This window comes from Kribbella sp. NPDC031520 (assembly GCF_055580825.1).
In genome coordinates, this window is sequence record NZ_JBVIKS010000001.1 from 1,393,182 (window position 1) to 1,411,756 (window position 18,575).

Genomic DNA, 18,575 nt, shown 5'->3' on the forward strand with positions numbered 1-18,575 from the left:
TATCAACCGAATTCATCTGAGAGTGATGGAAATGTTGTCGATGAGACGGGTCAGGCCGACCCGGGCGGCGATCAGCATCCGGGCTTCGCCGGGGCCGATCACCGGGCCGAGGTCGGGGGCGCGCAGCGCGAGGTAGTCGATCTTCACCGACGGCACGGCCTCGAGTTCGGCCTGCGCGGCGGCCAGGACGGCGTCCGGGCCGTTCATCCCGGCCTTCGCACCGGCACTCAGGGCGCGGTACAGCACCAGCGCCTCGTCACGCTCGGTCTCGCTCAGGTACCGGTTGCGTGAGGACAGCGCCAGCCCGTCGGCCTCACGTACGGTCGGCACCGGCACGATGTCGACGTCCATGTCCAGGTCGCACACCATCTCGCGGATCAGCGTCAGCTGCTGGTAGTCCTTCTCCCCGAACAGCGCGATGTCCGGCGCGGTCAGGTGCAGCAGCTTCGACACCACGGTCAGTACGCCGGAGAAGTGGCCCGGGCGGAACACGCCCTCGAGCTCGTCCGCCAGCGGTCCGGGGTGCACGGTGATCGACGGCTCGTTCGGGTACAGCTCGTCGCGGGACGGGTTGAAGACCAGGTCGACGCCCTCGTTCTTCGCGATCGCCAGGTCGCTGGCCAGCGTCCGCGGGTACCGGTCGAAGTCCTCGGTCGGCCCGAACTGCAACGGGTTCACGAAGATCGTCAGCACTACGCTGCCGTCCGGCCCGACCCGCTCGCGGGCCTCGGTCAGCAACGCCGCATGACCCTCGTGCAGGGCGCCCATGGTCATCACGACGGCCCGGGGCCGGATCGCGGCCGCGGCTCGCAATTCGGCCTTGGTCTGGGTGAGTCTCATCGCGGTGCCTCCCCTGTCCGGTCTGCCCGGTGCCCGTTCAGTACTTCCCCGAACCGGGCGGCCGTCTGTGCGTCCAGCCCGGCCAGTTCGACCGTCGCCCTGGCCAGCTCGGCGTACGTGCTCCGCGTACGGCCGCGCAGTACGGCAAGGTGTGCGGCCACCGTGTCGACATCGCCCCGGGCGATCGGCCCGGTGAGCGCATGATGACCGGATCGCAGCGTGTTGTCGAGGGTTGCGGCCAGCAGCGGCTGGAGTGTCGCCACCGGATCGGCCACGCCCGCTTCCCGCAGTACGGCGACCGCCTGGGTGACCAGGGTGGTCAGATGGTTCGCACCGTGGACGAGACCGGCGTGGTACGCCGTGCGCTGGTCGTCGGCGACCCACTGCACCTGCGCGCCCAGGGCCTTCACCAGACGCTCTACCAGCTCTCTGGCAGCGTCGGGTGCGGTGGCGGTGAACATGACTCCGTCCAGCACCACAGGGCCACCTGGGAACGTCATGGCTGGGTGGAGTGCGACTGGTGTCGCAGCCAGACCGGCCAGGGGGTCTAGACCGTGTGCTCCGGACAGATGTACGACGTACTGCCCGCTTGTCAGCGGCAGCGTCTGCGCGACCTCACGGATGAGGTCGTCCGGTACGGCGACCAGCACGACGTCAGCGCGGGTGGTGACCTCGCCGGCGGACAACACAGGGACAGCGGGCAGAAGGCGGGCAGCGCGTTCCAGCGACGCGTCCGACCGCGCGGTCACTCCGACCAGGGGATGTCCGGCTGCCGCCAAGGCTGCTCCCAGGGCGGTCCCGGCCCGGCCGGCTCCGATCAAGCCGATCCGTTCCATCACTCACTCTCTTCTCGTTCCAGTCCCACGGCGGGGTACCAGACGATCTACTTGTCAGCGTAGGTGATGAGAGCATGTGGCGGTGAGTGAAGCGTGGGCTGCACGGACGGAATTGACGGCGATCCTCATCACAGTGCCGGAACTGGCGGCCTACACGGACCGGTGGCGTTCGGTGTCACGGTCGTCGGCCCGGCCACAGGTTCCGTTGGCCGAGCTCATCCCGCCACACGTGACAGTGCTGGTCCCCTGGGTCACCGAGCCGACGGACGCGGACGTGGCGCGTCTGCAGGCCGCGGTGTCCGGCGTACCGGCGTTCGAGCTGAGCTTCCCGACTGCAGGCCAATTCCCGAACGGTACGGCGTGGTTGAAGCCGGAACCGTTCGACCAGGTCCGCGCGCTGCTCCTGAAGGTGTTCGAGGCGTTCCCTGAGTGCCAGCCCTACGGCGGTGAGTTCCAGGACCCGCATCCGCACCTGACGATCTCCTCCTCCGCCCAGGGCGGCCCGGCCGTCGTCGCGGAGGCAAACGCCGCACTGGCTGCCACACCGGCTCCGACCGTGCGGCTGACCGAGCTCGGCCTCTGGCGGGAGAACGCCGAGGGCGTGTGGAGCCAGTTCGGCGCCATACCGCTCGGATGACCGAAACCTTCCGGGACGCGTGGCAGCGGGCCCTCTACGGCCCCGACGGCTTCTACCGGCGGGAACGTCCTATTGCCCACTTCCGTACGTCGGTCCACGCGTCGCCGCTCTTCGGGCAGGCGCTCGCGCGGCTGGCGTTCGAGCTTGGCCTCGATCAGGTCGTGGACGTCGGCGCCGGCTCCGGCGAACTGGGCGAGGTACTACGAGCCTCCGGTCTGACTGTCGTCGACATCGAGCTGGACGACGACCTACCCGACCGATTGACCGGCCTGGTGATCGCCAACGAGTGGCTGGACAACGTCCCCTGCGAGGTAATCGAGTGGGACGACGAAGGCATCCCTCGCTACCTACTCGCCGACGCGAGCCTAGGGCCGGTCGTCAAGGGCGACGACCTACGTTGGCTAGAGCAGTGGTGGCCCAGGGGAGGTTGGCGAGCTGAGGTGGGAACTGCTCGTGATCAGTCCTGGGCCCACGTGGCCGGTCGGCTCACGGTGGGGAGTCTCGCGATCGCCGTCGACTACGGGCACGTGATGGCGGACAGGCCGCCGTACGGGACGCTCACGGGGTTCCGCAACGGGCGGGAGTGTGAGCCCACGCCGGACGGAACGTGTGACATCACGGCGCATGTAGCGCTCGACTCAGTTGCGGCGGCAGTGGGCGGGCGGATCATCTCGCAGCGGGACGCGTTGCAAAGCCTCGGCGTGTCAGCGAGCCGACCGCCCGTGGAACTCGCGTACGAAGACCCTGCGCGCTACCTGTCCGAGCTGTCGTCAGCGAGCGAGGCAGCCGAGCTACTGGACCCCTCAGGGCTTGGCGGATTCGGCTGGGTCTGGACCGCGGCCGACGAAGAGACAGTACGACGTGCAGCGCGCGCCCTATCCGCCTGAGCCTCCACCAGCGCCGCAGCCGCCGCCTCATCCTGGTGAAGCGCAATGGCATCCGTAGGACCAAGCGGCGTATCCACGTGTACGTTGGCCAACCGCAGCCGCCGCTGGAGCGGCCCCTGTTCGAGCCGGACCGACTGCGTCTTGTGGTGCAGCACGATCGACGTACGCCGGCTCACCCAACCGCGCGTCGTCACCATCACCTGCTCGTCCACGCCGTACGTCAGGTACCGCCATCCGATCGGCCGCAACCACTTGGCCCGTTCCGGCGACGGGTGCAGCTCGATCCGGCTCAGGTCGAACCCGGGCAGGACCCGGGCCAGTACGTAGGCCACCTCGGACCGCTCGCCGACCGGCAGCAGCTGCGCACCCTCGCGCTCGTCGTCGCCGTCCTCCTTCTTCCCCGCGATCCCAGCGATGTCCAGCTCGACCCGCGACCAGCCCAGCAGCCGCCAGATCAACGGCTCGGTGATCAACAGACCCTGCACCCGCCCAGGCGGAATCGTCTGCCGTTGCACGTCGAAGAGACCGCGCTTGGTGCGCAGACCATGGCTGGACTCGGACAGCGCGAACCCGTGGTTCCCGACGACCTGCTTCCAGATCGGCTGCACGACACCGAGCAGCAGCGGCAGACCGGCGACCAGACCGACGTGGAAGTTCAGCACCATCGTCGCGACGATCAGCCAGATCAGGGCACCTGCACTACCCACCACGGTCGACGACAGCAACGTCGCACCGAGCAGACGGCTGGTAGGAACTGTCAGGAGCGGCGGGGCGACCGTCTCGGCCTGCTGCTCGACAGCCTCCTGTCCAGCAGCCTGCTCCCCCTTCGCCCGGACCAGCAGTGTCGTACGGACCTGCTGCGCCTCGTCGTACCGGAAGTAGCTGAGCTTGCCGTCGCTCTTGCCGCCGCCGGCCACGTCCATCCGCAGCTCGGCCATCCCGAACAGCCGCGCGACGAACGGCTGCGCCACGTCGATCGCCTGGATCCGGTCGAACCTAATGATCCGCGTCCGCCGGAACAGGAACCCGCTGTCGACGCGGATCGCCTCGGCCGTCAGCTGCCACTTGGTGAACCACCAGGACAGGGTGCCGAGCAGGATCCCGCCGACGAGCACCGCGGCCAGGCCGATGCCCGCGAGGGTCAGGTTCTGCCGGAGGCCCTCGTTGTTGACCAGGGCGACAGCCGCGACGACGAAGTACCCCCAGCCCTTCACGAACGGGGTCAGTGGATGGAGCCGTTGCCCGACGGTCTCCACAACTTGCTGTGTCACAGGCCCCACGCCTGGGACTGACCGAGAGCGGACAGGCGGTCACGCAGCCGGCCGGCCTCGTCCGGGTGCAGCCCGGGGATCTTGGCGTCGGTGGCCGGGGTCGCGGTGTGCAGTTCGACCGTGGCCATCCCGTACGCCCGCTCCAGCGGCCCGGCGGTGACGTCGACGAACTGCATCCGGCCGTACGGTACGACGACCAGCTCGCGGAACATGATCCCGTGGCTGACCAGCAGCTCGTCCTCGCGCTCGGCGTACTTCCAGGACCGCTGGTTGCGCCCGATCAGGATCCACGCCCAGCCGAACGCCAGGCCGATCACGACGACCGCGAGTACGCCGAACCCCCAGCCGGCCGTCAGCCCGAGTACGACCAGCGCCACGATCGCGACCAGGCCGGCGAAGATCCCCAAGCTCAGCCGCCGCAGCCTGGCCAGCTTCGGCGAGACCGGCGTCCAACTGACATCCGAGGGTGCGAAGAGGTCATCCACACCCCAAGCCTGTCACGATAGAGGTCATGAGCACGGAAAAGGTCGTGGGAGTCGGGGCCGGAGCCGCTGGATTCGACCCTGCGTACGAGCGGGGTGGCGCCGGGACGGACCTGCCGACGACCGACATGGTGCTCAACATCGGGCCGCAGCACCCGGCGACGCACGGCGTACTGCGGCTGCGGCTGACCCTGGACGGGGAGCGGATCGCCGGCTGCGAGCCGATCATCGGCTACATGCACCGCGGCGCCGAGAAACTGTTCGAGGTCCGCGACTACCGGCAGATCATCGTGCTGGCGAACCGGCACGACTGGCTGTCCGCGTTCGCGAACGAGCTCGGCGTGGTGATCGCCGTCGAGCGGATGATGAACCTCGAGGTCCCCGAACGCGCCGTCTGGCTGCGTACCCTGCTGGCCGAGCTGAACCGGGTGCTGAACCACCTGATGTTCCTCGGCTCGTACCCGCTCGAGCTCGGCGCGATCACGCCGGTGTTCTACGCGTTCCGCGAGCGCGAGACGATCCAGGCGGTGATGGAGGAGCTGTCCGGCGGCCGGATGCACTACATGTTCAACCGGGTCGGCGGGCTGAAGGAGGACCTGCCGTACGGCTGGCTCGGCCGCGCGTCCGCCGCCTCCGCCGCGGTCCGCAAGCGGCTGCCCGACATCGAGGAGATCGTCCTCGGCAACGAGATCTTCCGCGCCCGCACCGTCGGCATCGGCAAGCTCTCCCCCGAACTCGTCGCGCAGTACGGCGTCTCCGGGCCGATCGCGCGTGCCTCCGGCGTGGACGCCGACCTGCGCCGCGACGAGCCCTACCTCGCGTACGGCGAACTGCAGGACGTGCTGCGGGTCGTCACCCGTCCGGAGGGCGACTGCTTCGCGCGCTTCTCCGTACTGCTCGAACAGGTGAAGGTGTCCCTCGACCTGGTCGACGCCTGCCTCGACAAGCTGTCATCGATGCCGGCCGGCCCCGTCAACGTCCGGCTCCCGAAGATCCTGAAGGTGCCCGAGGGGCAGACGTACGCCTGGACCGAGAGCCCGCTCGGCATCAACGGGTACTACTTGGTCTCCCGCGGCGACAAGACCCCGTGGCGGCTGAAGCTCCGCTCGGCCAGCTTCAACAACATCTCCGCACTACCTGCGCTACTGCCCGGCACGATGATCCCCGACATGATCGCCATCCTCGGCAGCATGTTCTTCGTCGTCGGCGACATCGACAAGTAGGTCAGATCAGTTCGAGCAACTGGTTCTTCAGGTAGGGGCTGACCGCGAAGACGCCGCGGGACTCTGGGGCGTGGTCGGTGCCGTCGAGGTCGAGGACTGTGAGTCCTGCTTCGCGGCAGATGGCTACGCCGGCCATGGTGTCCCAGGGCTTGTTGGAGAACATGATCAGCGCGTCGAAGTAGCCGTTCGCGGTCCAGGTCAGGGCGGTGGCCGCCGTACCGATCATCCGGAGTCGCTGGACCCGCGGGTAGAGGCGCTGCGTCAGGGCGATGCGGTCGGCGTTCAGCTGCTCCGCGTTCGGGCCGACGGCATAGTCGCCTACGGCAACCAATGCGTCGGACAGGTTCGCGCATTCGCTGCCGCGGATCGGTTTGCCGTTGCAGGTCGCGCCCAGGCCCTCGGCTGCGGCGTACGTCGTCTTCAGCGCGGGGTGGTCGATGACGCCGGCGACAGCGCGGCCCTCGTGGATCAGGCCGAGCGAGATCGCCCACAGCGGTAGGCCATGGATGAAGTTGACCGTGCCGTCGATCGGGTCCAGCACCCAACGCGTCCCGTCGGTGGCGCCGCCCTCCTCCTCGCCGAGTACGCCGATCTCCGGCGTCTCCCGCTCGAGGAACTCCCGCACCTCCCGCTCCACGGCGAAGTCCACCTCGGAGGCCATGTCCCGATCCCCCTTGGAGGTCAGCACTCCAGGCGTCATCCGCTCGGTCACCGCGCGCCCCACGTCGACCGCAGCCCCGGCAACCTTCAACAACTCCGCAAGATCCACACCCCAGAACCTACGCGGTGCCGCCGCCGGCCGCCTGCCCGGCGGTCCACCAGGCGGGAACTCAGGAAGCGGCCAGGCCGCGCAGCTTGAGGTCCACGACGGTCGGCGCGTCGGCCTGCGAGTGCTTGTCGCCCGCGGCAACCACCGTGGCGACCTCCTGGTCGATCTTGTCCAGCCGCTGGTCGATCTTGTCCAGCCGGCGCTGCATCAGATCGACGAACTCGGCGTTCTCGACAACGCGCGCGCTGGTGATCCGCGAGTACTCCTGCGCGACCTGCGCACGCTCGTCCGAGTGGGCCAGCCGCTCCACCAGCAACTGGTGCCGGAACAGCACAGAGGCAGCGATCGCGACCAGTACGGCCCCACCAGCGGCGGCCCGGAGAATCCACGCGTTCTGCGAGAACAGCGCGATACTCACCCCCAGGCAGACAACGATCAGCAGACCGTTGGCAACGGTGAGAACTGTGGTCCTGGTTCGACGGCGGCTACCCCTTGACCCCATGGGTCGCCATGTTAGGGGGTCTCGTCGGGGTCCTCGGGAATGCGACACGCACGTTCGAGCAACAATCCGGCCGTGACGACCAGCACTGAGATCACCGCCGCGGCGCCGGCCATGATCACACGGTTACGAGGCCCCGAGAAGCCCATCGCTTGTACGAAGCTTAACGCGAACCCTGCGTAAACACCGGCGCACAACGCGCCGACGAAGGCACTCGCCTTCCCGATCATCAACAGGAAGACCGCGCGCGACGGCTCCATCCGTTCGCGCCGTACCTGGATCCGCTGGTGGGTGTTGCGGGCCGCCGCGAACAGCAGCGCGGCCAGGAAGGCCCAGGCGATCAGCGACAGCCAGGACACCGTCGGTGCGACGCCGCCGCGGGATTCGACAGCCTTGACCAGCGTGACGCCGACCGCGACACCGAGGACGGCGATCGCGATCAGCAGCCGGCGAGACGTCGGCCGCACCGAACCCGAGGGCGGTTCCTGCTGGGGTGCCCGGCCGGGCTCGGTACCGCCGGACACCACTACTGCAGCTCGATGTCGAGCTTGGTCACGCCGTCGGTACCGACCTTGGCGAGCAGCTCCGCGACCGGACCGTGGCCCGGCAGTACGGCGTCCCGCTCGATGTCGAGCCACGGCGCCAGCACGAACGCCCGCTCGTGCGCCCGCGGGTGCGGAATGGTCAGCTCCTCGGTCTCGATCGTCTTCTGCCCGTAGGTGATCAGGTCGATGTCGAGGGTCCGCGGCGCGCCCGGCACACTGCGCTCCCGGCCGAACGCCTCCTCGACCGCGTGCGCGCGCTCCAGCAGCAGGTCGACCGCGAGTGTGGTGTCCGCGAGCAGCACGATGTTCAGGTACGGCCCGGACTCGTCCGGCCCGCCGACCGGTTCGGTCTCGTACACCGGCGACACCTCGACCACCACGACGTCCGGGGTGTCCCGCAGCGCGTCGACCGCGCCCTGCAGGTTCGCCTCACGGTCGCCGAGATTGCTGCCGAGCGACAGGATCACCTGGCGGATCGGCCGCAGGCCGCCGCTCAGGGTGTCGGCGTCGATGACGTGGGGACTAGGGGTCTCAGTCACGAGGATTCTCCGGCTCTGCGCTGCACGGTCAGGACAACGTCGTCGAACGGCACCGTGATCGGCGCCGAGGGTTTGTGGATGGTCACGGCCGTCGCTGTCACCCGTTCGTCGGCGAGACAGAGATCGGCGATGCGCTGGGCGAGGGTCTCGATCAGGTCCACCGGGTCGTTCTCGATCGCCTGGTGCACCCGCTCGGCCACCACCCCGTAGTTCACGGTGTCGGCCAGGTCGTCGGAGGCCGCCGCGGCCCGGGTGTCCAGCTCCAGCCGGACGTCCACGACGAACTCCTGTCCGTCGGCCCGCTCGTGCTCGAACACCCCGTGGCGCCCGAACCCGCGGATACCCCGGATCTCGATCACATCAGGAGGGATTAAAACGGGATTACTCATCCACGTCCTCGCTTCGCTGCGGGCGCGGATGAGGCACGAGCGCGCTGTGCTTGATGGTGACCTCGCTCCGCTCGCTCACGGCGCCTCCTCCTGTCGGCCCCCAGACGACAGTACCGGGGAGGCATGGTGGATCCACAACCGCCAGCCACCAGAAGTTCGGCGGAAGACGTTGGTCGCGTACGCCTTGCCGCCCGCGAACCCGTCCTCCGGCGCACCCTCACCCGACGACAGGACATTCTCCGTACACGTGACGTATGCCACGTCTTCAGCCACCCGTACCTGCACGTCGGTGAGGAAGAACTGGATGTAGGGCGTGTTCGCGAAGATCATCGCCCAGGCCCGCATCATCTCGGCGTACCCGGAGATCGCCGCGTTGCCCGGGTGCACGCAGACCGGATCGGGTTCGGGCAGCCAGACGGCCGCCATCAGATCGAGGTCGCCGGCCTCGAACGCGTTGTAGAACGCCGTGTTGGCGTTCAGCACGGCAGCCTCGACGGTAGCCCCACGCGCATCGCCTCCGGTGCCCTGCCGTGGTGCATCCGTCATACCGTTCCCCATCTCTGTGCCACCCGGACCGCGTCCACGTTGGGTGCCACCGCGTGCGCCCGGACACACCAGGCACCCGCGGCGGCGGCCAGGGCGGATACGGCCACGCTCGCGTCGTCTCGTCGTACGGCCGGTCTGGGTTCACCGGTCTGCTCGTCGGCGAGCAGCCTACCGAGGAACGTCTTCCGGGACGCACCGATCAGCAACGGTCTTCCCAGTACGGCGAATTCCCGCATCCGGCGGAGGATCTCCCAGTTGTGGTCGGCGTTCTTCGCGAAACCGAGCCCGGGGTCGAGGGCGACCCGGTTCAGGTCGAGGCCGGCCGCGCGCAGCGCCTCGAGGCGTTCGGCCAGCTCGGCGATCACCTCCGCGACCACGTCGCCGTACTCCGCCTTGTTCTGCATGTCGATCGAGTGGCCGCGCCAATGCATGCACAGGTACGGCGCTTTGCGCTCGGCGACGAGCGGGAGCATGTCCGGGTCGGCGAGCCCGCCGGACACGTCGTTGATCATCGTGGCGCCGGCGTCCAGGACGAGCTCCGCGACCCGGGACCGCATCGTGTCGACCGAGATGATCGCGCCGTCCGCGGCGAGCGCCTCGACGACCGGGATCACCCGGCGGAGCTCCTCCTCCTCGGACGGCCGGACGGCCCGCGGCCGGGTCGACTCACCACCGACGTCGAGCAGGTCCGCGCCCTCGGCCAGCAACTCCCGGCCGTGCTTGATCGCGGCGCTCGGCTCGAACCACTCGCCACCGTCGGAGAACGAGTCCGGCGTCACGTTCACCACGCCCATGACGAGGCACCGGTCCAGCACCGGCAACCCGTCCACGTGACCCCACGGCTCAGTTCTCACCCAGACACCGTAGTAGCCCCCACCCCCACTCCGCAGGCTGGGCCCGAGGATCGCTCAGTTCGCGAGAATCAGCCGCGATTTCGTGGACTGCAGAACGACGCCGATCGGCTGGGAGTACGACTCGTTGGTCTGGCCGTACTTCTCGAGGCACTGCCCGTTGATCAGGGCCGCGCCGCTGGTGATGCCCTGCGCGTAGTTGCCGGTCATGTTGGCGCCGCCGGAATCGCCCGCCTCGACGCAGGCGGTGTGCTCGAACAGGCCGCGGACGACGCGGTTGTTGCCGTAGTTGACGGTCACGTTCCGGGCGACGATCCGGCCGCAGGTCCAGCCGGTGCTCTTCCCGGACTTGCACAGCGTCGAGCCGATGGTGGCGTCGGCGATCCCCTCGACCGCGACGTTGCCGTTGCCCCAGCCCTCGACGTACCCCTGCTGGTCCCAGCCCTCGATCACGCCGACCGAACCGAAGTCGCTGCCCGGGAAGGTCGAGGTGTACGTGTCGCCGAGGACGTAGCCGTTCCGGGAGAACGACGGCTTGCCGGCCGTGCAGTGCCCCGCCGTCAGGAAGATCCGGGTGCCCTTGCGGGTCCGGGCGTTGAAGCCGAGCGAGCAGACGTACCCGGTGTTCTTGTCGACCTGGACGCCGCCGCGCAGGCCGAAGTCGTCCGCGGTGGTCCGGATGGTGCCGGCGACCCGGCGGATCGTCACCCGGTCGCCGTTCGCCTCGGCGCGGGACAGGAACCGCTCGGTGATCAGGTCGTGCGCGTTCTTCGGCACCGACACGACCACGGTGCCGGACACCGGGTCGACGTACCAGGACCGGACCTTGCCGGCGCTGGAGGTGCTCGCGAGGTGGTTCAGCTCGCCCTGTACGGCGTTCAGCTGGCGGGCCGTGTACTTGACCAGGCGCGGGATCGCGCCGATCTGCCGGACCAGCGCGGCCGTCGACAGGTCGGAGACCGCGACGACCAACTCGCCCGCGTCGTCGTAGTAGCTGCCGACGAATCCCGAGTCCGAGCCGAGCTCCGACTCCAGGGTCTCCGCGACCAGCGGGTCGACAGGCGTCTTCGTGGTGACCTTCGGCGCGGTCTTGGTCCGCGTGTCCGCGGTGGCCCAGTTCGCTGCGGCGAGCCCGCCCGCCGTCAGGACGACGACCCCGGCCACTGCGGCGCCGATCCGGAAACGCCCCGACATCCTGTCCTCCTCACACCGGCACCTGGTCCCCGTTGGCCAAGCACCACTACGGAAAGTAAACGCTCAGCGACAGAATGTCCATAGTCCCGGACTCTCAAACCTTCAACGACGCCACCGGCCCCCGGGCTACGGGTGGGTCAACCAACGATCAGGCTCATCGCCTCGGCGCGGGTGACCGGGTTGCGGAGCATGCCGCGGACCGCGGAGGTGATCGTCTTCGCGCCCGGTTTCCGGACGCCGCGCATGGTCATGCACAGGTGTTCGCACTCGATCACCACGATCACGCCGCGCGGCTGCAGGAGCTCCACCAGGGACTCGGCGATCTCCGTGGTCAGCCGCTCCTGGACCTGCAGGCGCTTCGCGTACACGTCGACCAGCCGGGCGAGCTTCGACAGGCCGGTGATCCGCCCGTCGCGGCTCGGGATGTACCCGACGTGCGCGACCCCCGTGAACGGCACCAGGTGGTGCTCACAGAGGCTCCACACCTCGATGTCCTTCACCAGCACCATCTCGTCGTGCTCGAGCGCGAAGGTGGTGGTCAGTACGTCCTCGGCCCGCTGCCCGAGGCCGGCGGTGATCTCGGCGTACGACCTGGCCACCCGGGCCGGGGTGTCCCGCAGCCCCTCCCGGTCCGGGTCCTCGCCGATCGCGAACAGCAGCTCGCGGACCGCCCGTTCCGCCCGGGCGTGGTCGAACTTCGGTGACGTCATCCTTGGAACGCTACCCGTCGGGCACGCAGAAACGCCGCCACCCGGCTGGGTGGCGGCGTTCGCGGTGCCTGGTTACTGGTGGCTCGGCGGGGTCGGGCCGCTGCCGTAGTCCGGCGGGCGGATCGCCTCGTCCGGGCCGACGGAGCCACCCGGCAGGACGTCGGACAGCGAGCCGTTCTGGCCGTCGTGCCCGTTCTGCTCGGCGGGGACCGGCATCACCGGCGGCTGGTCGGACGGCACCCGGGTGGACGAGCCGGTCCAGGCCGGCCGCCGCTCGCGCATGATCACCGGCTCGAAGATCCGGGCGATCTGGTGCTTGTCGAGGGTCTCCTTCTCCAGCAGCTCCTCGACCAGGTGGTCCAGGACCGACCGGTTCTCGACCAGGATGTCGAAGGCCTCCTGGTGCGCGTTCAGGATCAGCTTGCCGACCTCCTCGTCGACCGCGGCCGCGATCTCCTCGGAGTAGTTCCGCTGGCTGCCGAAGTCCCGGCCCAGGAACGGCTCGCTGCCGTCCTGGCCGAACTTGATCGCACCCAGCCGCTCGGTCATGCCGTACTGCGTGACCATCGCCCGGGCCAGCGCCGACGCCTTCTCGATGTCGTTGGACGCGCCCGTGGTCGGGTCGTGGAAGACCATCTCCTCGGCCGCCCGGCCACCGAGCATGTAGGCCAGCTTGTCCAGCATCTCCGAGCGAGTGGTCGAGTACTTGTCCTCGTCCGGCATCACCATCGTGTAGCCGAGCGCGCGGCCACGCGGCAGGATCGTCACCTTCTGCACCGGGTCGGAGTGCGGCAGCGCCGCCGCGACCAGGGCGTGCCCGCCCTCGTGGTACGCGGTGAGCACCTTCTCCTTGTCCGACATCAGCCGGGTCCGGCGCTGCGGGCCGGCGATCACGCGGTCGATCGCCTCGTCCAGCGCGCGGTTGTCGATGATCTGCGCGTTCGACCGGGCGGTCAGCAGGGCCGCCTCGTTCAGCACGTTGGCCAGGTCGGCGCCGGTCATGCCGGGCGTACGGCGGGCGACCGCGGTGAGGTCGACGTCCTGCGCCATCGGCTTGCCACGGGCGTGCACCTTGAGGATCTTCTGCCGGCCGGGCATGTCCGGCGCGTCGACGGCGATCTGCCGGTCGAAGCGGCCGGGCCGGAGCAGCGCCGGGTCGAGTACGTCGGGCCGGTTGGTGGCCGCGATCAGGATCACACCGCCGCGGACGTCGAAGCCGTCCATCTCGACCAGCAGCTGGTTCAGGGTCTGCTCGCGCTCGTCGTGGCCGCCGCCGAGACCCGCACCACGGTGCCGGCCGACGGCGTCGATCTCGTCGATGAACACGATCGCCGGGGCGTTCGTCTTGGCCTGCTCGAACAGGTCCCGGACCCGGGAGGCGCCGACACCGACGAACATCTCGACGAAGTCCGAACCGGAGATCGAGTAGAACGGCACGCCGGCCTCGCCGGCCACCGCACGGGCCAGCAGGGTCTTACCGGTACCGGGCTGGCCGTAGAGCAGCACGCCCTTCGGGATCTTGGCGCCGACGGCCTGGAACTTGCCGGGCTCCTGCAGGAACTCCTTGATCTCCTGCAGCTCCTCGATCGCCTCGTCCACACCGGCGACGTCGGCGAACGTGGTCTTCGGGGTGTCCTTGGTGACCAGCTTCGCCTTCGACTTGGCGAAGCTCATCACCCGGGAGCCGCCGCCCTGCATCGAGTTCATCAGGAAGATGAACACGACCGCGATCAGCAGGAACGGGATCAGCGTCGAGAACACCTGGCCGATGAAGCTCGGCTTCGGGTTCTCCACGTCGTACCGCTCGATCTTGCTGTCCTGGAACAGGGCCTGCAGGTCGGTGCCCAGGGTCTCGCCCTGGCCGTCGACGTAGTGCGCCCGGATCTTGGTCCCGTCGGTCTTCTCGACCCGGATCTCTTCGTCCGGGTTGTTCAGCGTCACCGACTTGATCGTCTTGTCGCTCGACGACTTGGCCTGCTGGATGAGCTGGACGACCTGGCCGGTGGGCTCGGTCTTGTAGCCGGTCGAGCCGGTCAGGAGCTGCCCGATCACCAGTACGCCCAGGAAGGCGACGACGATCCAGAACAGGGGTCCGCGGAAGATGCGCTTCACGTCCATGATCGAGGCCTGGGCCCCGTCCCTCCTAGCTCGGCAGGCCCGGGTGTGACGGGCTTGTGACGGTAATACCAGTCCAAGTGTCTCGTGCCGCACAAGACAACACAGCAGGAGGGTCACCAATGGACAGTACGACCCGTTGTACAGGCCGCCACCAAAGTCTGCCCTGAAGGCAGGATCAGGAGTAGACGTGCGGCGCCAGTGTCGCGACGCAGCGCAGGTTCCGGTACTTCTCGGCGTAGTCCAGCCCGTACCCGACGACGAACTCGTCCGGCAGGTCGAAGCCGACGTACTTCACCGGGACCGCCATCTTGGCCGCCGCGTCCGGCTTGCGGAACGCGGTGCAGATCTCGACCGAGGCCGGCCCGCGGGACTGCAGGTTGCTGACCAGCCAGGTGAGCGTCAGGCCGGTGTCGATGATGTCCTCGACGATCAGCACGTGCCGGCCGCTGATGTCGGTGTCCAGGTCCTTCAGGATCCGGACCACGCCGGACGACTTGGTCCCGGAGCCGTACGACGAGACCGCCATCCAGTCCATCTCGACGTGCCGGGTGAGTGCCCGGGCGAGGTCGGCCATCACCATCACGGCGCCCTTGAGAACGCCGACGATGAGGAGGTCCTTGCCCTCGTAGTCCTGCTCGATCCGCCCGGCCAGTTCCCGCAGCTTCGCCAGGATCTGGTCCTCGGTGTAATGGATCGTGTTCAGGTCCTTCTCGATGTCCGAAGCATCCACGCGGTCAGCCTGTCACATCAGGGCCGAATGCGATGAATCCGCCCCGGCGAACCGCGCGGATCCCCTGCGGCAGATCGATCCAGCGCTGGCCGCGCCAGTCGGTGACGAGCGCGTCGACGGCCGCGACGTGCCCCGCGGACAGGTCCGTGGCCCGGCAACCGGCTTCCAGCGCGGCCTGTCGTAGTACGCGCGTGCGGATCGCGGGGGGCTCTTCCACGAGCACGCCGACGTCGCAGCGGACCTGTCCTTCGGCACGGCTCAGTGCGGTCTCGGCGACGTCCGCGGCGAGCTGGTCCAGTGCGTCGGCGTCCGCCCGGAGCAGGCCCGCCGTACGAGCCAGGGCCTCGACCACGCCGGGTCCCAGCGCCTCCTCCAGCACCGGCAGCACCTCGTGCCGTACGCGGACCCGTGTGTACTGCGGATCGTCGTTGTGCGGGTCGTGCCACGGCCGCAGTCCCGACGCGATACAGGCGGCCGCCGTAGTAGCCCGAGGCACCTCGAGGAACGGCCGCCTGAGGAGCCCCACCACCGGAGCCATGCCGGCCAGCGAACGCGCACCGGAACCGCGGCCCAGCCCCAGTAGAACGGTCTCCGCCTGGTCATCACGTGTGTGCGCCAGCAGAACGACGTCGGCGGCCAGCTCATCCGCCGCATCACGCAGAGCGTCGTACCGAGCCGTCCGAGCAGCACCCTCCGGCCCGCCCCCAGTACCGACCTCGACCGCCCTCACCTGCACAGGGTCCAGCCCAACAGACCGGCATTGCTCAGCAGCGACCTCCGCCACGTGAGCGGAGTCAGCCTGCAGCCCGTGGTCCACCACGACCGCCCCCGCCCGCAGCCCGAGCTTCGGGGCCTCGAACGCGGTTGCGGCCGCCAGCGCGAGCGAGTCCGTCCCACCGGAGCAGGCCACGAGCACCGTCGTGCCCCGCGGCAGCTCGGACAGCGTCGCGCGTACGGCCTCGCGTGTTCGGGCGACGGCCGGGTGGAGCTTCCCGCGCCGTCCCTCGATCAGGCTCTCAGCCGTGGAGTCGGGCGACCCAGGCATCGGGGTTCGCAATCTCGTTCTTGGTCGGCAGCGTGTTCGGACCGGTCCAGACCCGGTTGAAGCCCTCCATACCCACTCGGTCGACCACGCGACGTACGAACGCCGCACCGTCCTTGTACTGCCGCAGCTTGGCGTCCAGCCCGAGCAGGCGCTTCAGCAGCTGGTCCACCGGGTTCCCGCCGGCCCGCCGCGACGTGAACTTGGACCGGATCGTCTCGACGGTCGGGATCACCGTCGGCCCGACCCCGTCCATCACGAAGTCCGCGTGGCCCTCGAGCAGCGACATCACCGCGGTCAGCCGGTCCAGCACCGCACGCTGCTCCGGTGACTGCATGAGGTCCACGAGGCTCAGCTCGCCCTCACCGCGCACCGACCGCCCCAGCCGCTGCACGGCCTCCCGGAACATCGCCGCGTACGCCGACGCGTCCAGCTCGGCCTGGTCCAGGAACAGGGCGATCTCCGACCGCAGGTGATCGCGCAGCCACGGTACGGCGGTGAACTGCACCCGGTGGGTCTCCTCGTGCAGACAAACCCACAACCGGAAGTCCCGCGGTACGACGCCCAGCTCGGACTCCACGTGCACCACGTTGGGGGCCACCAGCAGCAGCCGCCCAGTGACGCCGGGCCTGTCCGGGTCGGGCTTCGCGGGGTAGAACGGGTCGAACTGGCCGAGCACCCGCGACGACAGGAACGCCAGCAGCGCGCCGGCCTCGATACCGGTCACCCGCGAGCCGACCGCCGACGACAGGGCAGCACGGTCGGCCTTCTCGCGGAGCTTGTCGGCGAGCGGCTGCAGCACGGTCCGCAGGCCGTCCGCGTTCGCCTGCACCCAGCCCGGGCGGTCGACGATCACCACGGGCGCGGTGGCCGACGTGGCCTGCAGCCCGGTGAAGTCGCGGACGTGCTCCTCGGACTCGGCAGCGAACTGCCGCAGGTCGGCGACCACCTGGTCCGCCTCCGCACGGCTGACCGCCGGGCCGGGGCGCACCAGCTTCCGCGCCACGCCAGTCGCCAGCTGCCAGTCGACCAACTCGGTCGTGGTCCCGCCTTCAGCCGTACTCATAACAAAACCCTAGTGGTTTGTCCCAACAATCAGCAGCCGCAGTTGGCAAGGATCGCGGTTGCATGGTCGAGTGCCGCCCGGGCATCCAGCGTCTTCGGCTCCGGAACACTGTCGCTGGCGATCGCGAACACCAGCAGCGTGCCGGTGCGGTCACGGGCATACCCGGCCAAGCTGTGGACGTTGGTCAGCGTTCCGGTCTTCGCGTGGACCAGTCCGGTACCAAAGCTGGTGCCTGGCGTAGTGAACCGCTTCCCCTTGGTGAGACTTCCGTTGAAGGCGGCGATCGGTAGACCGGTCAGGAGGTGCCGCAGCTCTGGGTGGTCCTTCGAGACGGCTACGCGTACAGCACCGGCCAGCAGCTCCAACGGGACCTTGTTGGCGCGGGTGAGGCCGCTGCCGTCGTAGATGGTCGCCTTGGACACGTCGAGGCCCAGCTTGGTCAGCGTGGCGCGTACGCCCGCCACACCGCCGGCGTACGACCCTCCGTTGCCGGTAGCGATCCCGACGTGGCGCAGGAGCGTCTCGGCGCCGTCGTTGTCGCTGTGCAGGTTGATGTACTCGACGATCTGCCCGAGCGTCGGTGACTTCACCTGCGCCACAGACGTCGCCGTCGGCGGCGCTACGGTCGCCTTGGTGGCACCGGCCACCCTGATGCCGTACTGCTGCAACAGCTTCTGGAACGACGCCGCAGCTGCCAGCGGCGGTGACGGCGACCGCTTGGCCATTCCTGGAGCAATGCGTCCCTCGTTGACCCATAGCGCGGAGGTGGGGGCGGCGATGCCCTCCGGTACGTACTTCGCCTCCCAGTGCGTGTTGACGGCCGGGCCCGTGAACAGCGAGGCGTCGTACCCGAGAGTGACCGAGGCGACCCCCTGGGCCTTGAGGGCCTTCGCCGTACTCGCCGCGAGCGTCTGGAGGGTCGCACGGGCCGGGTAGTCGGTCGCCTGTTGCACAGTGAGCAGCGGGTCGCCGCCGCCGACCAGCACGATCGAGCCCTTGCCGGTACTCACGACCTTCGTGGCGAACGTGTGCTCCGGCCCGAGCGTCGAGAGGGCCGACACCGTGGTCAGCAGCTTCAACGTGGAGGCAGGCGTGTACGGCGTCGCGGCCCCGACCGAAAAGACCGGCTTCCCGCGGGACGCGTCGTACACGTAGATGCCGTGGTGTGGGCCGAGCGACGGGTCCTTCAAGATCGCCGCCAGCGCCGCGCCGACACCAGCCGCGGTCGGAGCAGCACCCTCGGTCGTCAGCGGAGCCAGCACCGGCGGGGCCTGCACAGCTGTCTGTAAGGCAGCTGTCTGCACGGATGCGGGTACGGCGCGGGCGCTGCTGACGAGTCCCGCGCACAGCGCGGTGGTCAGCAGCGTGACGAATGCCGCACGGGCAGGTCGGGCCACCGGG

20 protein-coding genes and 1 pseudogene are annotated in these 18,575 nt (G+C 69.1%); 3 read left to right on the forward strand and 18 right to left on the reverse strand.

Features of this window, described 5'->3' with window-relative positions:
- Nucleotides 1–12 precede the first annotated feature (12 nt).
- Nucleotides 13–840 carry a pantoate--beta-alanine ligase gene (gene panC, locus ACZ5BU_RS06990; protein WP_465696176.1) on the reverse strand — a complete coding sequence of 276 codons (828 nt, stop codon included), beginning with the start codon at nucleotides 838–840 and terminating at the stop codon, nucleotides 13–15.
- On the reverse strand, nucleotides 837–1,676 hold the full coding sequence (locus ACZ5BU_RS06995; RefSeq protein WP_465696178.1) for a Rossmann-like and DUF2520 domain-containing protein: 840 nt from the start codon (nucleotides 1,674–1,676) through the stop codon (nucleotides 837–839). Before ACZ5BU_RS06995 ends, panC begins: the two co-directional genes overlap by 4 nt.
- An 82-nt stretch (nucleotides 1,677–1,758) precedes the next feature.
- Between ACZ5BU_RS06995 and ACZ5BU_RS07000 the strand changes: the two genes are divergently transcribed.
- Both ACZ5BU_RS07000 and ACZ5BU_RS07005 read left to right on the forward strand, forming a co-directional pair.
- Nucleotides 1,759–2,313 (forward strand): 2'-5' RNA ligase family protein, encoded by a 555-nt coding sequence (locus ACZ5BU_RS07000; protein ID WP_465696180.1) that lies wholly within the window; start codon nucleotides 1,759–1,761, stop codon nucleotides 2,311–2,313.
- A pseudogene (locus ACZ5BU_RS07005) lies at nucleotides 2,310–2,957 on the forward strand (SAM-dependent methyltransferase); the annotation flags it as partial. The gene ACZ5BU_RS07000 and the pseudogene ACZ5BU_RS07005, both read left to right, overlap by 4 nt.
- Nucleotides 2,958–3,064: 107 nt before the next feature.
- Here ACZ5BU_RS07005 and ACZ5BU_RS07010 read toward each other — a convergent pair.
- Both ACZ5BU_RS07010 and ACZ5BU_RS07015 read right to left on the reverse strand, forming a co-directional pair.
- The gene (locus ACZ5BU_RS07010; protein WP_465696182.1) at nucleotides 3,065–4,471 is read right to left on the reverse strand and encodes a PH domain-containing protein; all 1,407 of its coding nucleotides are present in this window, start codon (nucleotides 4,469–4,471) and stop codon (nucleotides 3,065–3,067) included.
- The gene (locus tag ACZ5BU_RS07015; protein WP_465696184.1) at nucleotides 4,468–4,956 is read right to left on the reverse strand and encodes a PH domain-containing protein; all 489 of its coding nucleotides are present in this window, start codon (nucleotides 4,954–4,956) and stop codon (nucleotides 4,468–4,470) included. Before ACZ5BU_RS07015 ends, ACZ5BU_RS07010 begins: the two co-directional genes overlap by 4 nt.
- Nucleotides 4,957–4,982: 26 nt before the next feature.
- Here ACZ5BU_RS07015 and ACZ5BU_RS07020 point away from each other — a divergent pair, with 26 nt between their 5' ends.
- Entirely contained in the window at nucleotides 4,983–6,176 is a 1,194-nt protein-coding gene (locus tag ACZ5BU_RS07020; RefSeq protein ID WP_465696186.1) for an NADH-quinone oxidoreductase subunit D, read from the forward strand.
- A gap of 1 nt (nucleotide 6,177) precedes the next feature.
- Here ACZ5BU_RS07020 and ACZ5BU_RS07025 read toward each other — a convergent pair whose 3' ends face one another.
- The 14 genes from ACZ5BU_RS07025 to dacB form a co-directional block, all read right to left on the reverse strand.
- Complete coding sequence (locus ACZ5BU_RS07025; protein ID WP_465696188.1) at nucleotides 6,178–6,945, reverse strand: inositol monophosphatase family protein; 768 nt, start codon at nucleotides 6,943–6,945, stop codon at nucleotides 6,178–6,180.
- A 61-nt stretch (nucleotides 6,946–7,006) separates the two neighbouring features.
- Entirely contained in the window at nucleotides 7,007–7,447 is a 441-nt protein-coding gene (locus tag ACZ5BU_RS07030) for a hypothetical protein (RefSeq protein WP_465696190.1), read from the reverse strand.
- Nucleotides 7,448–7,458: 11 nt separating this feature from the next.
- The gene (locus ACZ5BU_RS07035; protein ID WP_465696192.1) at nucleotides 7,459–7,911 is read right to left on the reverse strand and encodes a DUF3180 domain-containing protein; all 453 of its coding nucleotides are present in this window, start codon (nucleotides 7,909–7,911) and stop codon (nucleotides 7,459–7,461) included.
- Between the two features lie 59 nt (nucleotides 7,912–7,970).
- The gene (folK, locus tag ACZ5BU_RS07040; protein ID WP_465696193.1) at nucleotides 7,971–8,528 is read right to left on the reverse strand and encodes a 2-amino-4-hydroxy-6-hydroxymethyldihydropteridine diphosphokinase; all 558 of its coding nucleotides are present in this window, start codon (nucleotides 8,526–8,528) and stop codon (nucleotides 7,971–7,973) included.
- Nucleotides 8,525–8,917 carry a dihydroneopterin aldolase gene (gene folB / locus ACZ5BU_RS07045; RefSeq protein WP_465696195.1) on the reverse strand — a complete coding sequence of 131 codons (393 nt, stop codon included), beginning with the start codon at nucleotides 8,915–8,917 and terminating at the stop codon, nucleotides 8,525–8,527. Before folB ends, folK begins: the two co-directional genes overlap by 4 nt.
- A gap of 75 nt (nucleotides 8,918–8,992) precedes the next feature.
- Nucleotides 8,993–9,463, reverse strand: coding sequence for a nuclear transport factor 2 family protein (locus ACZ5BU_RS07050; RefSeq protein WP_465696196.1), 471 nt, complete (start codon nucleotides 9,461–9,463; stop codon nucleotides 8,993–8,995).
- Nucleotides 9,460–10,257 carry a dihydropteroate synthase gene (gene folP, locus ACZ5BU_RS07055; RefSeq protein WP_465696722.1) on the reverse strand — a complete coding sequence of 266 codons (798 nt, stop codon included), beginning with the start codon at nucleotides 10,255–10,257 and terminating at the stop codon, nucleotides 9,460–9,462. The genes ACZ5BU_RS07050 and folP overlap by 4 nt, the downstream gene beginning before the upstream one ends.
- A gap of 114 nt (nucleotides 10,258–10,371) precedes the next feature.
- Entirely contained in the window at nucleotides 10,372–11,508 is a 1,137-nt protein-coding gene (locus tag ACZ5BU_RS07060) for a S1 family peptidase (protein WP_465696198.1), read from the reverse strand.
- A 137-nt stretch (nucleotides 11,509–11,645) separates the two neighbouring features.
- Nucleotides 11,646–12,218 (reverse strand): GTP cyclohydrolase I FolE, encoded by a 573-nt coding sequence (gene folE / locus ACZ5BU_RS07065; protein ID WP_465696200.1) that lies wholly within the window; start codon nucleotides 12,216–12,218, stop codon nucleotides 11,646–11,648.
- Nucleotides 12,219–12,290: 72 nt separating this feature from the next.
- Nucleotides 12,291–14,336 carry an ATP-dependent zinc metalloprotease FtsH gene (ftsH, locus tag ACZ5BU_RS07070; RefSeq protein ID WP_465696202.1) on the reverse strand — a complete coding sequence of 682 codons (2,046 nt, stop codon included), beginning with the start codon at nucleotides 14,334–14,336 and terminating at the stop codon, nucleotides 12,291–12,293.
- 175 nt (nucleotides 14,337–14,511) lie between these two features.
- Nucleotides 14,512–15,066: a hypoxanthine phosphoribosyltransferase gene (gene hpt, locus ACZ5BU_RS07075; protein WP_465696204.1), complete on the reverse strand. Its 555-nt coding sequence runs from the start codon at nucleotides 15,064–15,066 to the stop codon at nucleotides 14,512–14,514.
- A gap of 4 nt (nucleotides 15,067–15,070) precedes the next feature.
- A complete protein-coding gene (gene tilS / locus ACZ5BU_RS07080) occupies nucleotides 15,071–16,111 on the reverse strand; it encodes a tRNA lysidine(34) synthetase TilS (protein ID WP_465696206.1) in 1,041 nt (346 codons plus the stop codon).
- Complete coding sequence (locus ACZ5BU_RS07085; protein WP_465696208.1) at nucleotides 16,083–17,174, reverse strand: zinc-dependent metalloprotease; 1,092 nt, start codon at nucleotides 17,172–17,174, stop codon at nucleotides 16,083–16,085. Before ACZ5BU_RS07085 ends, tilS begins: the two co-directional genes overlap by 29 nt.
- A gap of 29 nt (nucleotides 17,175–17,203) precedes the next feature.
- A complete protein-coding gene (gene dacB / locus ACZ5BU_RS07090; protein ID WP_465696209.1) occupies nucleotides 17,204–18,571 on the reverse strand; it encodes a D-alanyl-D-alanine carboxypeptidase/D-alanyl-D-alanine endopeptidase in 1,368 nt (455 codons plus the stop codon).
- Between the last annotated feature and the right edge of the window lie 4 nt (nucleotides 18,572–18,575).

Coding starts and splice junctions, on each gene's coding strand:
- panC (WP_465696176.1), bottom strand. CDS start 840: ATGAGACTCACCCAGACCAAGGCCGAATTGCGAGCCGCGGCCGCGATC.
- ACZ5BU_RS06995 (WP_465696178.1), bottom strand. CDS start 1,676: ATGGAACGGATCGGCTTGATCGGAGCCGGCCGGGCCGGGACCGCCCTG.
- ACZ5BU_RS07020 (WP_465696186.1), top strand. CDS start 4,983: ATGAGCACGGAAAAGGTCGTGGGAGTCGGGGCCGGAGCCGCTGGATTC.
- ACZ5BU_RS07030 (WP_465696190.1), bottom strand. CDS start 7,447: ATGGGGTCAAGGGGTAGCCGCCGTCGAACCAGGACCACAGTTCTCACC.
- folB (WP_465696195.1), bottom strand. CDS start 8,917: ATGAGTAATCCCGTTTTAATCCCTCCTGATGTGATCGAGATCCGGGGT.
- ACZ5BU_RS07050 (WP_465696196.1), bottom strand. CDS start 9,463: ATGACGGATGCACCACGGCAGGGCACCGGAGGCGATGCGCGTGGGGCT.
- folP (WP_465696722.1), bottom strand. CDS start 10,257: ATGGGCGTGGTGAACGTGACGCCGGACTCGTTCTCCGACGGTGGCGAG.
- ACZ5BU_RS07060 (WP_465696198.1), bottom strand. CDS start 11,508: ATGTCGGGGCGTTTCCGGATCGGCGCCGCAGTGGCCGGGGTCGTCGTC.
- folE (WP_465696200.1), bottom strand. CDS start 12,218: ATGACGTCACCGAAGTTCGACCACGCCCGGGCGGAACGGGCGGTCCGC.
- ftsH (WP_465696202.1), bottom strand. CDS start 14,336: ATGGACGTGAAGCGCATCTTCCGCGGACCCCTGTTCTGGATCGTCGTC.
- tilS (WP_465696206.1), bottom strand. CDS start 16,111: ATGCCTGGGTCGCCCGACTCCACGGCTGAGAGCCTGATCGAGGGACGG.
- ACZ5BU_RS07085 (WP_465696208.1), bottom strand. CDS start 17,174: ATGAGTACGGCTGAAGGCGGGACCACGACCGAGTTGGTCGACTGGCAG.